We start from the raw sequence: 13,851 nt of genomic DNA on the forward strand, positions 1-13,851 counted from the left end.
CGGTAGCGCTCGGCGTGGGCGACGACGGGCAGGACCGCCAACGGCGAATCGGCGGGCGCCTGTTCGGCGGCCCAGGCGGCGAAGTCGTACACCTCGTGCAGGGGGTCCTGGCCCGCGGCGGGGCGCCGTTCGGCGAGCCTGGCCACCATCAGGTGGTGGGCGTGGTGGTGCTCGGGGTGCCGGTGGCGGACCTCGTCGAAGAGCCGGACCACGTCCTCCTCGCGGCCCAGGGAGCGCTCCAGGGTCAGCAGCGCGAGCCACGGCGTCGGGTCGGCGGGCAGCAGCGCGGCCACCGCGCGGCAGGCGTCCCGCGCCTTCTCCGAGCGCCCCTTGCCGCGCAGCGCGCGGTGCACAGAGGCGTAGGCGAGCAGCAGGGCGGCATCGGTGCTCTCCGGCTCGGCGAGCTGCCAGTCACGGACCCAGGCGGCGGTGGTCTGCTCCTGCGCGAGCACGTCGAAGCGGTGGCCCCTGCGGTCCCAGTCGTCGCCGGTGGCGGCGAGCAGCGCGCGGACCTCGCTCCAGCGGCCCTGGGTCAGTGCGGTGCGCGCGTCAGCGAGTTCGGCGTCGTCGAGCGCGGGGTCGAAGGCGTGGGCCGCCCGCTTGCGGGATCGGCCGAGGGGGGGTGGGGGTGGTGACACCGCGGGACTTCCTCCCCGGCGCGGCTCGCGTACGGATGATCACGCACAGCAAACCGGTAGGCGGCCCTCCAGTCAAGGTCAGCCTACGTCCACGCCCTTCACCAACTCGTTTCAAAATCTCCGGACTTCACCTCCCACCTGCGGAGTTACCCGCCAGGACACGATTCGGACAAGCGGCGACGATCACTGCGTGATGCGACGAACGCCCCTGTCAGCTCACCGACTTGGCGGCGGCGCGGCCCGCCGTGCGCCCCGAGAAGAGGCAGCCGCCGAGGAAGGTGCCCTCCAGCGAGCGGTAGCCGTGCACTCCCCCGCCGCCGAATCCGGCCGCCTCCCCCGCCGCGTACACACCGGGGAGCGGCTGACCGCCCTCGGTCAGGACGCGCGAGGACAGGTCGGTCTCCAGGCCGCCGAGGGTCTTGCGGGTGAGGATGTTGAGCCGCACCGCGACGAGCGGACCCGCCTTGGGGTCGAGGATGCGGTGCGGGGCCGCGGCCCTGATGAGCCGGTCGCCGAGGAACTTGCGGGCGCCGTGGATCGCGGTGACCTGGAGGTCCTTGGTGAAGGGGTTGGCGATCTCGCGGTCGCGCGCGGTGATCGTGCGGCGCAGCGCGGCCTCGTCGATGAGGGGTTCCTTGGTGAGCGCGTTCATGCCGCGCACCAGGGAGGAGAGGTCCTTCTCCACGACGAAGTCGGCGCCGTTGTCCATGAACGCCTTCACCGGGGCGGCCACGTCGGCGCGCGCCCGGTCGATGACGCCGCGCACGGACTTGCCGGTGAGGTCGGGGTTCTGTTCGGAGCCGCTTAGCGTGAACTCCTTGCCGATGATGCGCTGGTTGAGCACGAACCAGGTGTATTCGTACCCGGACTTCATGATGTGTTCGAGCGTGCCGAGGGTGTCGAAGCCGGGGAAGAGCGGCACGGGAAGCCGGTCGCCGCGCGCGTCGAGCCAGAGGGACGAGGGGCCCGGCAGGATGCGGATGCCGTGGTTGTCCCAGATGGGGTTCCAGTTCTGGATGCCCTCGGTGTAGTGCCACATGCGGTCGCGGTTGATGAGCCGCGCCCCCGCCTCCTCGGTGATGCCGAGCATCCGCCCGTCGACGTGCGCGGGCACGCCGGAGACCATCCGCTGCGGCGGGGTGCCGAGCCGCTCGGGCCAGTTCGCGCGTACGAGGTCGTGGTTGCCGCCGATGCCGCCGGAGGTGACGATCACCGCCTGGGCCCGGAACTCGAAGGACCCGGTGGCCTCGCGGCTGCTGGCCGTGCCGCGCTCGGCGTCGGAGGGCTCCAGGATCTCGCCGGTGACGGTGTCGACGCTGCCCGCGCTGCGGGAGAGCCCGGAGACACGGTGGCGGAACTTGAGCTGGACCAGGCCGCGGGCGACGCCTTCGCGGACCCGGCGCTCGAAGGGGGCGACGAGGCCGGGTCCCGTGCCCCAGGTGATGTGGAAGCGCGGCACGGAGTTGCCGTGCCCCTGCGCGTCGTAGCCGCCGCGCTCGGCCCAGCCGACCACGGGGAAGAACCGCACGCCCTGCCCGTGCAGCCAGGGCCGCTTCTCGCCCGCCGCGAAGTCGACGTACGCCTCGGCCCATTTGCGCGGCCAGTGGTCCTCGGGGCGGTCGAAGGCGGCCGTGCCCATCCAGTCCTGGAGGGCCAGGGAGTGCGAGTCCTTGATGCGGAGCCTGCGCTGCTCCGGGGAGTCGACGAAGAAGAGCCCGCCGAAGGACCAGTGCGCCTGGCCGCCGAGCGACTGCTCGGGCTCCTGGTCGAGAAGGATGACCCGGCGGCCCGCGTCGACGAGTTCCGCGGTGGCCGCGAGGCCCGCGAGACCCGCGCCGATCACGATGACGTCTGCGTCGTAGGCCATCCCGGGGTTCCTCCTAAGCAGGGGCTTACTGGTGAGTTCAGATCCTGTGCAACGGCGGGACCTGCGTCAACCGTCTGGCTCGCGGAACCTCGGGATCGCCGGGGATCACCGGGGATCACGGCCTCGCATTTAATAATGGCCAGCATTACTATGGCGTCATGGCCAGGACATCGGGACCCGAGACGCGCGAGAAGCTGATCCGCGCGGGCGAGGAAGTATTCGCCGCTCAGGGCGTGCACGGCGCACAGCTGCGGGACATCGTGCGGCTCGCGGGGCAGAGCAACCCCTCCGCCGTGCAGTACCACTTCGGCAGCCGGGCCGCCCTGGTGGACGCCGTCATGGCCGAGCGCCAGACCCGTACGGAGAAGGTGCTCGCGGCGGAGCTGGAGCAGGCGCCGGACGGACTGCGCGGGCTGCTCGCCGCCCTCGTGGCCGCGGAGGCCAGCGAGCTGCGCACCGAGCGGGGCCGCCGCTGTCTGCGCATCTCCGCCCAGCTCAGCCACGAGAGCGGCGTGCGCACCCGGACCCCGCACCCCACCATCGACGGCACCGTCTACTGGGAGCTCATCGGCCGCGCGGAGGACTGCCTCGGCGCACTCCCGGAGCCGGTCCGGCTCGAACGCCTCGACCTGGCCCTCACCCTCGTCGGCGCCGCCATGGCCGACCGCGCCGGTCAGTACCTGGCCGGGACCACCCCCCTGACCGGCGAGGAGCTCTTCCTCGCCGACCTCGTAGAGACCACCACGGCCCTGCTGCGGGCCCCAGCCCCACGGAGAGAACCATGAGCCAACCGCACGACCTCACCGGCAGGACCGTCATCATCACCGGCGCGGCGCGCGGCCTGGGCGCCGAGGCGGCGCGCCAGGCGGTCGCCGCCGGTGCGAACGTCGTCCTCACCGACGTCCTCGACAAGGAGGGCGAGGTCACCGCCGCCGAGCTCGGCGAGCGCGCCCGCTTCGCGCACCACGACGTGACGTCGGAGGCGGACTGGCAGCGCGTCGTGGAGCTGGCGGTCACCGAGTTCGGCGGGGTCCACGGCCTGGTCAACAACGCCGGTATATCCACCGGCCAGTTCCTGGAGTCGGAGTCCGTCGAGCACTTCCGCAAGGTGCTCGACATCAACCTCACCGGCGTCTTCATCGGCATGAAGAGCGTCATCCCGGCCATGAAGGAGGCCGGCGGCGGCTCCATCGTCAACATCTCCTCGGCGGCCGGTCTGATGGGCCTCGCGCTCACCGCGGGATACGGCGCGTCCAAGTGGGGCGTCCGGGGTCTGACCAAGACCGGCGCCGTGGAGCTCGGCACCGCCCGCATCCGCGTCAACTCCGTCCACCCGGGCATGACGTACACCCCGATGACCGCGCAGGTGGGCATCGAGAAGGGCGAGGGCAACTACCCCAACACCCCGATGGGCCGGGTCGGCGAGCCGCACGAGATCGCGGGCGCCATGATCTTCCTGCTCTCGGACGCCGCGTCGTACGTGACGGGCGCCGAGCTCGCCGTCGACGGCGGCTGGACCGCGGGACCCACCGTGAAGTACGTCATGGGTCAGTGAGCCGGGCCGTGGGGTTGGATGGCGGGCATGACGACGAACAGCAGGCCCCTGCCCGACCCCAGTGAAGAGATCCTGTCCATCGTCGACGAGAACGACGAGGTCGTGGGCGAGGCCCCGCGCGGTGAGGCGTACGCGCGCGGGCTTCGCCACCGCTGCGTGTTCGTCCAGGCGCGGGACGCACGGGGCCGCGTCTTCGTGCACCGGCGCACCCCGACCAAGCTGGTCTTCCCCTCGATGTACGACATGTTCGTCGGCGGAGTCGTCGGGGCCGGCGAGTCCTACGACGACGCGGCCCTGCGCGAGGCCGAGGAAGAACTCGGCGTCCGCGGACTCCCCCGCCCCACGCCGCTGTTCAAGTTCCTGTACGACGACGGCGCGGGGCACACCTGGTGGTCGTACCTCTACGAAGTGCGCTGCGACCTGCCCGTGGACCCGCAGGTCGAGGAGGTCGACTGGCACGCCTTCATCACCGACGGGGAGCTGGAGGAGCGCCTGGGCGAGTGGGCGTGGGTGCCGGACGGGCTCGCCGCGTACGAGCGGCTGCGGGAATACCGCGCCAGCTAGGGTCGGCTGGTGAGCAACTTCGTACAAGGCCTTCGTCTGTGGTTCGCGCCCGAGCGGATCCGCGACGAGGGCGACACCCCCGACTACCGCTTCTCGCTCGCCAACGAGCGCACCTTCCTCGCCTGGCTGCGCACCGCGCTCGCCCTGATCGGCGGCGGTTTCGCGGTGGACCAGTTCCTGCCCGACCTGCGCTGGGGGTGGCGCATCGGGCTCGCCCTCGCGCTGCTCGCCGCGGGCGTGCTCAGCTCCCTGCGCGCGGTCAACCACTGGGTGCGCTGCGAGCGGGCCATGCGGCGCGGCGAGGATCTGCCCGTCTCGCGCTTCCCGACCGTCCTGAGCCTGGCCGTCGCGGTCGTGGCGCTCGCCATGGTCGTCGTCGTGCTCTTCGGGTGGGAGGGGTGACGGACCGGGGCGAGGCAGCGGCCCCGGAGCGTGATCCGGGGCTCCAGCCGGAGCGCACGCGGCTCGCGTGGCGGCGTACGACCCTCTCCTGCACCGTCGCGGCGGTCCTGGCCGCGCGGGCGGCCCTCCAGGAGGGCACCACCGCGGTGGCCGTGGTCGCCTGCGCCCTCTGCCTGCTCCTGTGGCTCGGTTTCCTGGGCGTGGCGCATCGCAGGATGACCGACCTGGCGGCCACCAGCAGGCCGCAGCGGCTTCCGGCGCGGGCCGCGGCGACGGCGGCGCTGTGCACGATGGCACTCGCGGTGTGCGCGACGGCCATGGTGTTCTGAGCGCACGTCAGGGCACGGCGCCCTCAGTGCTCGGCGGGTCCGTCCTCGGACGTCCAGTCCACCGTGACGACGATCTTGCCCCGCGTACGGCCTTCCGCGTTCAGGCGGTAGGCGTCCGCCGCCCGCTCCAGCGGGAACGTCTCGGAGACGTGCACCGTGACGACGTCCTGTTCGGCGAGCTGCGCAAGGCGCTGGAGGTCGTCGGCGTCCGGACGCACGAAGCAGTAGTGGCCGCCGAGCCCGATCACCGCCCCGTCCGCGATCGACGCGAGACGGCCGCCGGGCGCCAGGAGCGCGGCGGACGTCCTGAGGGTGTCGCCGCCGACCGTGTCGAAGGCGGCGTCCACGCCCTCCGGGGCCAGGGCCCGTACCCGTTCGGCAAGACCGTCGCCGTAGGTGACCGGTTCGGCGCCCAGTTCGCGCAGGAAGTCGTGGTTGCGCTCGCTGGCGGTGCCGATGACGCGGGCGCCCGCGTGCCGGGCCAGCTGGACGGCGATCGAGCCGACCCCGCCGGCCGCCGCGTGCACGAGGACGACGTCGCCCTCCGTCACCGCGAGCGTCTTGGTGATCACCTGGAAGGCGGTGAGCCCGGCGAGCGGCAGGCCGGACGCCTCCTCGAAGGTGAGGTTGCGCGGCTTGCGGGCGAGCGTGCGCACCGGGGCCGCGACGTACTCGGCGAAGGTGCCGCGCGAGAGGAAGTCCTCGCGGACATAGCCGATGACCTCGTCCCCCACCGCGAACTCCGGGACGGCCGCGCCCGGCTGCACCACGACGCCCGCGACGTCCCAGCCGGGGATCACCGGGTAGACGGGGTCGAGGATCCCGTCGAGGTGGCCCGCCATGCACTTCCAGTCGACGGGGTTGACCGAGGCGGCGCGGACCTTGACCAGGACGGAGTCGGGGCCGACCTTGGGGTCGCGCACATCGCCGTATTCGAGGACTTCGGGCCCTCCGTAGCGGAGGTAGCTGATCGCCTTCATGAGGTCGGCTTCATGGGGAGCGCCTTCGTGGGACGGCCCGTGCGGGCCGGGGTGCGGTGGTGCGGTGGTCGAAAGCTGAAACATCAACAAGGCTTCCATATCCCCATCAAACGGGCATCGAGTACTAGCCTGAGAGGGTCACTCCCCTTCGCAGCCCTCACAGAAGGTGCACGCGCCATGACCACGCTCCACCACGAACACCCCGCACACGAGCACGTCCACGGCCCGGCCTGCGGGCACGCCGAGGTGCCGCACGGCGACCACGTCGACTACGCGCACGACGGCCACATGCACCGCCTGCACTCCGGTCACTGGGACGAGTGCGAGCCCGCGGAGCACGCCGTGCACGAGGGGCACGACCACCGGCACGGCGAGGGCTGCGGGCACAGCTCGGTGCTGCACGGGGACCACGTCGACTACGTCCACGACGGCCACCGGCACGCGGCGCACGAGGGCCACTGGGACGATCACTGAGGCTCATTGCCGACTTCCCCCGCGCGGGCGCCGACTGGCAGTCTGTGGCGGGGGATCGGCATGTCCGGGGGTCCTGACGCCACCGCGACCCTGATCACGTTCTCACTGCGCTCTGGACTACATACCGACTGGTCGGCATCATGAACGTCAGCGCGACGCAGCGCGGCATTCGACGACGACCGTCCGACACCGTCCGACCAGGAGCGAAGATGAGCTCAGACCATCCACCAGGCCTCGACCTCGACCAGTTGCGCGGCCATCTGGACCGCGAGCGGCCGGGCCTCGTGGGCGGGCCGCTCACCGCCCGGCTCATCGAGGGCGGCAGGTCGAACCTCACGTACGCCGTCACGGACGGCACGACGCGCTGGGTCGTACGGCGGCCGCCGCTCGGGCACGTGCTCGCGACCGCGCACGACATGAAGCGCGAGCACCGGGTGATCAGCGCGCTGCACGGCACCGACGTGCCGGTGCCGGCTCCGCTGCTGCTCTGCGAGGACGACGCCGTGCTCGGCGCGCCCTTCTACGTCATGGAATTCGTGGACGGCACGCCCTACCGCACCGCGCAGGAGCTGGCCCCGCTCGGCGCCGAGCGGACCAGGGCCGCGGTGCTCGGCCACGTCGACACCCTCGTCGACCTGCACTCGGTGGACCCGCAGGCGGTCGGCCTCGGTGACTTCGGGCGGCCCGACGGCTTCCTGGACCGGCAGCTGCGCCGCTGGGGCAAGCAGCTCGACGCCTCGCGCAACCGCGACCTGGCGGGGATCGACGAGCTGCACGCCGCCCTGGGCCGGCAGCTGCCCGTCTCCCCCGCGGCCACCGTCGTGCACGGCGACTACCGCCTCGACAACGTCCTGATCGGCGACGACGACCGGATCAAGGCGATCCTCGACTGGGAGATGTCCACCCTCGGCGATCCGCTCACCGACCTGGGCCTGCTCGTCATGTACAGCACCCGGCTCGAACTGCCCGACTCCCCCATCAGCACCACGGCGGGCGCGCCCGGGCACCCGGACGCCGCCGAGCTGATCGAGCGGTACGCCGCGCGCTCGGGGCGCGACGTCTCGGCGGTCTCCTGGTACACGGCGTTCGCGTGGTTCAAGCTCGCCGTGATCCTGGAGGGCATCCACTACCGGTACACGCTCGGCCAGACGGTCGGCGCGGGCTTCGACCGCATTGGGGAGCTGGTCCCCGTCTTCATCGAGCACGGCCTCACCACCCTCCAGGGACGACAGGAAGGCTGAGACAGCCATGGACTTCGCATTCGACGCCCGCACCGAGGAGCTGCGCGACCGGCTCCTGACCTTCATGGACGAGCACGTCTACCCGGCGGAGAAGGTCGCGGAGGAGCAGCGCGCTCTCCTCGACTCGCCCTGGGACACCCCGGCGATCGTCGGCGAGCTGAAGGCCGAGGCCCGCAAGCAGGGCCTGTGGAACCTCTTCCTGCCGGACGCCGAGCACGGCGCCGGGCTCACCAACCTCCAGTACGCCCCTCTCGCCGAGATCACGGGGCGCTCCCCGCATCTGGCACCCACCGCGCTGAACTGCGCGGCCCCGGACACCGGCAACATGGAGGTCCTTGCCCAGTTCGGCAACGACGAGCAGAAGAAGCGCTGGCTGGAGCCGCTGCTCGCCGGTGAGATCCGCTCGGCGTTCGCGATGACCGAGCCGGAGGTCGCCTCGTCCGACGCCACGAACATCACCACGCTCATCGAGCGTGAAGGCGACGAGTACGTCATCACGGGGCGCAAGTGGTACATCTCCGGGGCCATGAACCCGGACTGCCAGATCTTCATCCTGATGGGCAAGACGGACCCCGGGAACGCCGACCCGCGCCGCCAGCAGTCCATGGTGCTCGTGCCGCGCGACACCCCCGGCGTCGAGGTGCGGCGCGCGATGCAGGTGTACGGCTACGAGGACCACTCCCACGGCGGGCACGCGGAGGTCGTCTTCGACCACGCCAGGGTCCCCGTGAGCAACCTGATCGGCGAGGAGGGCGGCGGCTTCGCCATCGCCCAGGCGCGCCTGGGTCCGGGCCGCATCCACCACTGCATGCGCCTGATCGGCATGGCCGAGCGGGCCATCGAGCTGATGTGCCAGCGCGCGGTGGCGCGTACGGCCTTCGGCAAGCCCCTCGCCCAGCAGGGCGTCGTCCAGGAGTGGATCGCCGACGCGCGGGTCGCGGTGGAGCAGCTGCGGCTGCTCGTCCTGAAGACCGCGTGGCTGATGGACACCGTCGGCAACAAGGGCGCGCACACGGAGATCCAGTCCATCAAGATCGCCACCCCGCGCACGGTCGTCGACATCCTCGACCAGGCCGTCCAGCTGCACGGCGCGGGGGGCGTGAGCCAGGACTTCCCGCTCGCCGAACTGTGGGCGGCGGCGAGGACTCTGCGTCTGGCCGACGGGCCCGACGAGGTGCACCAGCGGTCGCTGGCGCGGCGGGAGCTCAAGAAGTACCTGTAGGGGCCGTAAGTACTACGGCCGCAGCGCCCTCAGCAGGAGGTCCGCCAAGTGGTCGGCGACCTGCTGCTGGGTGAGCGGGCCGTTCGGGCGGTACCAGGTGGACAGGTGGTGGACCGAGCCGAAGTGGTAGTCCACCACCAGGTCCGCGGGGGTCGCCTTGGAGAAGACGCCTGCTTCCTGGCCCTCCTCGATCAGGGCGCGGAACCGCTCGTGGTAGCGGCGGCGCTCGGATCGCACCTGCTTGTTCTTCTCCGGGCTCAGGTGGTGCATGGAGCGGAAGAAGATCGAGGCGTCGTCGAGGTTGTCGATCGTCGTGACGACCACGTCCGCCGCCGCGTCCCGCACCCGCTGCTCGATGGGCGCGTCGGCGTTCGCGAAGGCGTCCAGACGCTCCTGCTGGACGCGCAGGACACGCGCGTACACCTCGTGCAGAAGATCGTCCTTGGAGCCGAAGTAGTGGTAGAGCGCGCCCTTGGTGACGCCTGCCGACTCCACGATCTCCTGCACCGACGTACGGTCGTAGCCGCGGTCGGCGAAGAGCCGCGTGGCGGCGGCGAGCAGCCGCTGGGGGACGGGCGTGCCGTCACCGTCCGTCGTCCTGGCCACTGCCGCCACCTGCCTTTCGGGTTTCTCAGCTCTCGTCGTGCCGAGAGCTCGCGTCGTTGCGGGAACGCAGTTCCCGCCGGAGGATCTTCCCACTTGTGGTCTTCGGCAGCTCCGGCAGGATCTCGACCGCGCGGGGGTACTTGTACGCCGCGAGCCGTTCCTTGCAGTACGCGGCCAGCTCGTCGGGAGCCACGTCCGCCTGCGGGCGCAGGCTGACGAAGGCCTTGACCGTCTCGCCGCGGTAGCTGTCCGGGACACCGATGACCGCCGCCTCACGGACGGCTGCGTGACTGTAGAGGACGTCCTCCACCTCGCGGGGCCAGACCTTGAAACCGGACGCGTTGATCATGTCCTTCTTGCGGTCGACCACGTAGAGCCAGCCCTGCGCGTCCATGAAGCCGATGTCGCCGGTGCGCAGCTCGCCGCCGGGGAACGCCTCGTCCGTGGCGTCGGGGCGCTTCCAGTAGCCGGGCACGACCTGCGGACCGCGCACGGTGATCTCGCCCTGCTCGCCGAACGGGACATCCGCGCCCTGGTCGTCGACGATCCTGACGACCGTCTCCGGGCCGGGGACGCCGACGGCCAGCGTCCCGGACACCGGGTCGACCGGCGCCTGGAGGCCCGGCGGCACGGAGGCGCAGGGCGCGGTGCACTCGGTCAGGCCGTAGCCGTTGTGGATGTAGGGGCCGAAACCCGCACGGAACTTCTCGACCAGGGCGGGCGGCAGCGGCGCGCCGCCCGAGGAGATCATCACGAAGGAGTCGAAGTGCTCCCGCGTCACGGAGGGGTGGGCGGCCAGCGCCATGAAGGCCGTGGAGGGGCCCACGGTGTACGCCGGCTTGTGCTCGGCGAAGGCGTCGAGGACCACCCCGGCCTCGAAGCGGTACGCGAGCGCGAGGGTGCCCGCGTTGGTCAGACAGGCCGCGACCTGCGCGACCATGCCCGTGATGTGGAAGAGCGGCGCCATCGCGAAGTAGCAGGCGCCCTCCGGGATGCCGGAGCCGGTGCGCTGCCGCTCGGCGTTGTAGGTGATGTTGCCGTGGGTGTTCATGGCGCCCTTGGGGGTGCCGCTCGTGCCCGACGTATAGCTGATCAGCGCGATGTCGGAGGGACCGAGCACCCGGTCTCCGGGGGCCGGGAGCCCCTGCCGGGCGACCGTCACCAGGTCGTCGGCGTCGGAGGCCTGCGGCAGGCGCTCGAAGTCGAGGACGCGGGTGTCGTTCCGGGTCTGGAGGTCGAGCTGGCAGGCGGTGAGCACGACGCGTACGGGAGAGGCCGCGGCCGTCTCGCGCAGATACGTCTCCCAGGCGCGGTCCGAGCAGATCAGCGCGGTCACGTCGGCGTCCGCGAGGACGTGCCGCACCTCCGCCGACTTGTACATCGGGTTCACCGGCACGACCGTGGCGCCGGCCTTCCACGCGCCCAGCAGCGCGATCACGAAGTGCGGGGTGTTCTGCAGGAGGATCGCGACCCTCTCGCCCCGCCCGATCCCGCGCGCGGCCAGGTGTCCGGCGACGGAGTCGGAGAGGGCGTCCGTCTCGCGGTAGCTCAGGCGCCCGTCGAAGTAGGCGAGGGCCGGGTGCTCGGGCGCCCTGAGGACGGAGGCGCGGAAGGCGTGCACGACGGAGGCCGCGGGCTCGATCGGGGCGCGCTGGGCCTCGGAGAGGCGGCCGAGCCAGGGCTTGGCGGCGTAGACGGACGCGGTCGGGGTGGCTTCGGACGTGGTCGGGGTCGCCTCGCTCACCGCTCCGCCGCCTCCCACTTCTGCTGGATGTGGTTCATGCCGGTGAGCCACTTGTCCGGTTCGGCGGCGCGGATGCGGTAGTACTCGGCGACCTCGGGGTGCGGCAGGATCAGGAAGCGGTTCTCGTCCATCCCGGCGAAGAGCGCGTCCGCGACGGCGTCCGGCTCGATCGCGGTGGGCGTGAGCACCAGGTCGCCCGCGGTGCCGGTGGCGGCGAGCATGTCGGTGCGCACGCCCTGGGGGCAGATCGCGTGGACGTCGATCCCTCGGTGGCGGTAGGTGAGCGAGAGCCACTCGGCGAAGGCGTACGCGCCGTGCTTGGTGACGCTGTAGGGCGCGGCGCCGATCATGGTGAGCAGTCCGGCCGCCGACACGGTGGAGACGAAGCGGCCGCTGCCGCGCTCCAGCCACTCGGGGAGCAGTGCGTGGGCCGCGCGGACGTGCGCCATGACGTTGACGTCCCAGGCCGTGGCCCAGACCTCCTCGGGGGCGGCCTCGGAGCCGCCCGAGCCGAGGCCCGCGTTGGCGCAGTACACGTCGACGGTGCCGCTCAGGGCCTCTTTGACCTCAGCCATCACGGCAGACGCGTCGCCGGCCACGGCGACGGCGCCGATCTCGTCGGCCACCGTCTTGGCCTTGGCGGCGTCCAGGTCGTTGACCACCACGCGCGCCCCGGCGGCGGCGAACCGGCGGGCCAGTGCGGCCCCGATCCCGCCTCCGGCACCGGTGACGACAACTCCCTTGTCCTGCAAGGTCTCCACGATCAGTCTCCTTCGACTGCGGCTCCGCTGTGATCGCAGACTAACCAGTCGGTATGTGCGGATGGAAGGGGGTCGGGCAGCACGGTTCGTTCCCCGCGGGGAGTCCGCGCGCTAGCGTGCGTGGCCATGACAGCCACCGCGCTCACGGAGGTCTCTGCATGAACCTGTCCCGAGGCAGCCTGTCCAGACGGGGCCTGCTGGCCGCCACCACCGCCACGGCCCTCACCTCGGCGGCCCCCGCGTCCGCCGCGGCAGGCGGGGGCGGCTCGGGGGGCGGGCGGCGCCTTCGCACCGGCTTCGAGCGCCTGGCCGCCGACGGCTACGCGCTCCTGGACGGGGAGCGGGTCGGCATCGTCACCAACCCGACCGGCGTCACCAGGGACGTGCGCCACATCGTCGACGTCATGCACGCCGACGAGCGCGTGGACCTGGTCGCGGTCTTCGGCCCGGAGCACGGCTTCCGGGGGACGGCACAGGCGGGCGGTTCCGAGGGACGCTACGACGACCCCGCGACCGGCCTTCCCGTCTACGACACGTACCAGAAGAGCGGCAAGGCGCTTGCCGACATCTTCACGGCCGCCGGGGTCGACACGATCGTCTTCGACATCCAGGACGCGGGTGCGCGTTTCTACACGTACATCTGGACGCTCTTCGACTGCATGGAGTCGGCCGCGCTCGCGGGCAAGCGGTTCGTGGTCCTCGACCGGCCCAATCCGGTGACGGGGCGGGGCGCGTACGGGCCCGTCCTGCACAAGGAGTTCGCCACGTTCGTCGGACGGCAGCCGATAGCGCAGCAGCACGGGATGACCGTGACGGAGCTCGCGCTGCTGTTCAACGGGGAGTTCCTGGAGCGTCCCGTGGAGCTGGAGACCGTACGGATGACGGGCTGGAAGCGCTCGGAGTTCTACGACGCCTCCGAGCTGCCGTGGGTGCCGCCGAGCCCGAACATGCCCACCCCCGAGACCGCCCTGGTCTACAGCGGCACCTGCCTGTTCGAGGGCACGAACCTCTCCGAGGGGCGCGGCACGACCCGTCCCTTCGAGCTGCTCGGCGCGGAGGGCATCGACCGCAAGTGGGCCGCCGCCGCCAACGACGCCGGGCTGCCCGGCGTGCACTTCAGGGAGGCGTACTTCGCGCCGACGTTCTCCAAGTTCCAGGGCAAGACGATCGGCGGCGTCCAGCTGCACGTGCACGACCGCGACGCCTACGACCCGGTGCGCACCGGCATCGCGCTCCTGGTGACCGCCAAGAAGACGTGGAGCGGGTTCGCCTGGCGCTCCGACAACTGGATCGACAAGCTGACCGGCACGACGCGGGTCCGCACCATGATCGACGCGGGGGCGGGCACGGACGAGGTGGTGGCCGGCTGGCAGGACGATCTCGCGCGCTTCCGGGCCGTGCGCAGGCGGTATCTGCACTACCGGTAGTGACCGATAGCCACCGATAGCGCCCGGAGGGGCGCGGGGAA

General features: G+C 71.6%; 15 protein-coding genes. 9 read left to right on the forward strand and 6 right to left on the reverse strand.

Features of this window, described 5'->3' with window-relative positions; all coding sequences use genetic code 11:
* Window positions 1–638, reverse strand: a 638-nt coding sequence (locus ACQKIP_RS11765; protein ID WP_427742893.1) for a hypothetical protein, incomplete at its 3' end; no start/stop codon positions are given.
* A 211-nt stretch (window positions 639–849) separates the two neighbouring features.
* The gene (locus ACQKIP_RS11770; protein ID WP_365860005.1) at window positions 850–2,505 is read right to left on the reverse strand and encodes an FAD-binding dehydrogenase; all 1,656 of its coding nucleotides are present in this window, start codon (window positions 2,503–2,505) and stop codon (window positions 850–852) included.
* Window positions 2,506–2,663: 158 nt separating this feature from the next.
* Between ACQKIP_RS11770 and ACQKIP_RS11775 the strand changes: the two genes are divergently transcribed.
* Genes ACQKIP_RS11775 through ACQKIP_RS11795 form a run of 5 tightly spaced genes read left to right on the forward strand, consistent with a single transcriptional unit; the run spans window position 2,664 to window position 5,355 of the window.
* A complete protein-coding gene (locus tag ACQKIP_RS11775; protein WP_365860004.1) occupies window positions 2,664–3,290 on the forward strand; it encodes a TetR/AcrR family transcriptional regulator in 627 nt (208 codons plus the stop codon).
* Complete coding sequence (locus ACQKIP_RS11780; RefSeq protein WP_365860003.1) at window positions 3,287–4,060, forward strand: glucose 1-dehydrogenase; 774 nt, start codon at window positions 3,287–3,289, stop codon at window positions 4,058–4,060. Before ACQKIP_RS11775 ends, ACQKIP_RS11780 begins: the two co-directional genes overlap by 4 nt.
* Before the next feature lie 27 nt (window positions 4,061–4,087).
* Window positions 4,088–4,624 carry an NUDIX hydrolase gene (locus ACQKIP_RS11785; RefSeq protein WP_365860002.1) on the forward strand — a complete coding sequence of 179 codons (537 nt, stop codon included), beginning with the start codon at window positions 4,088–4,090 and terminating at the stop codon, window positions 4,622–4,624.
* 9 nt (window positions 4,625–4,633) lie between these two features.
* Window positions 4,634–5,026 (forward strand): YidH family protein, encoded by a 393-nt coding sequence (locus tag ACQKIP_RS11790; protein ID WP_361195687.1) that lies wholly within the window; start codon window positions 4,634–4,636, stop codon window positions 5,024–5,026.
* Window positions 5,014–5,355 carry a DUF202 domain-containing protein gene (locus tag ACQKIP_RS11795; RefSeq protein ID WP_365860001.1) on the forward strand — a complete coding sequence of 114 codons (342 nt, stop codon included), beginning with the start codon at window positions 5,014–5,016 and terminating at the stop codon, window positions 5,353–5,355. Before ACQKIP_RS11790 ends, ACQKIP_RS11795 begins: the two co-directional genes overlap by 13 nt.
* Window positions 5,356–5,378: 23 nt before the next feature.
* Here ACQKIP_RS11795 and ACQKIP_RS11800 read toward each other — a convergent pair whose 3' ends face one another.
* A complete protein-coding gene (locus tag ACQKIP_RS11800; protein WP_365860000.1) occupies window positions 5,379–6,335 on the reverse strand; it encodes an NADP-dependent oxidoreductase in 957 nt (318 codons plus the stop codon).
* A gap of 177 nt (window positions 6,336–6,512) precedes the next feature.
* Between ACQKIP_RS11800 and ACQKIP_RS11805 the strand changes: the two genes are divergently transcribed.
* The 3 genes from ACQKIP_RS11805 (at window position 6,513) to ACQKIP_RS11815 (ending at window position 9,272) form a co-directional block, all read left to right on the forward strand.
* Entirely contained in the window at window positions 6,513–6,809 is a 297-nt protein-coding gene (locus ACQKIP_RS11805) for a hypothetical protein (RefSeq protein ID WP_365859999.1), read from the forward strand.
* Between the two features lie 209 nt (window positions 6,810–7,018).
* The gene (locus ACQKIP_RS11810; protein ID WP_427742897.1) at window positions 7,019–8,050 is read left to right on the forward strand and encodes a phosphotransferase family protein; all 1,032 of its coding nucleotides are present in this window, start codon (window positions 7,019–7,021) and stop codon (window positions 8,048–8,050) included.
* 7 nt (window positions 8,051–8,057) lie between these two features.
* Complete coding sequence (locus ACQKIP_RS11815; RefSeq protein ID WP_365859997.1) at window positions 8,058–9,272, forward strand: acyl-CoA dehydrogenase family protein; 1,215 nt, start codon at window positions 8,058–8,060, stop codon at window positions 9,270–9,272.
* A 12-nt stretch (window positions 9,273–9,284) separates the two neighbouring features.
* Here ACQKIP_RS11815 and ACQKIP_RS11820 read toward each other — a convergent pair whose 3' ends face one another.
* The 3 genes from ACQKIP_RS11820 to ACQKIP_RS11830 are packed head-to-tail and all read right to left on the reverse strand — an operon-like array spanning window position 9,285 to window position 12,386.
* On the reverse strand, window positions 9,285–9,878 hold the full coding sequence (locus tag ACQKIP_RS11820) for a TetR/AcrR family transcriptional regulator (protein WP_365859996.1): 594 nt from the start codon (window positions 9,876–9,878) through the stop codon (window positions 9,285–9,287).
* Window positions 9,879–9,903: 25 nt separating this feature from the next.
* On the reverse strand, window positions 9,904–11,622 hold the full coding sequence (locus ACQKIP_RS11825) for a class I adenylate-forming enzyme family protein (RefSeq protein WP_365859995.1): 1,719 nt from the start codon (window positions 11,620–11,622) through the stop codon (window positions 9,904–9,906).
* On the reverse strand, window positions 11,619–12,386 hold the full coding sequence (locus ACQKIP_RS11830) for an SDR family oxidoreductase (protein WP_365860178.1): 768 nt from the start codon (window positions 12,384–12,386) through the stop codon (window positions 11,619–11,621). The genes ACQKIP_RS11825 and ACQKIP_RS11830 overlap by 4 nt, the downstream gene beginning before the upstream one ends.
* Window positions 12,387–12,541: 155 nt before the next feature.
* On the opposite strand from ACQKIP_RS11830, the gene ACQKIP_RS11835 reads away from it, so the two are divergent.
* Window positions 12,542–13,810: an exo-beta-N-acetylmuramidase NamZ family protein gene (locus ACQKIP_RS11835; protein ID WP_365859994.1), complete on the forward strand. Its 1,269-nt coding sequence runs from the start codon at window positions 12,542–12,544 to the stop codon at window positions 13,808–13,810.
* The last annotated feature ends 41 nt before the right edge of the window (window positions 13,811–13,851 follow it).

Source organism: Streptomyces sp. NPDC059900, from assembly GCF_050270335.1.
Lineage (GTDB): Bacteria > Actinomycetota > Actinomycetes > Streptomycetales > Streptomycetaceae > Streptomyces.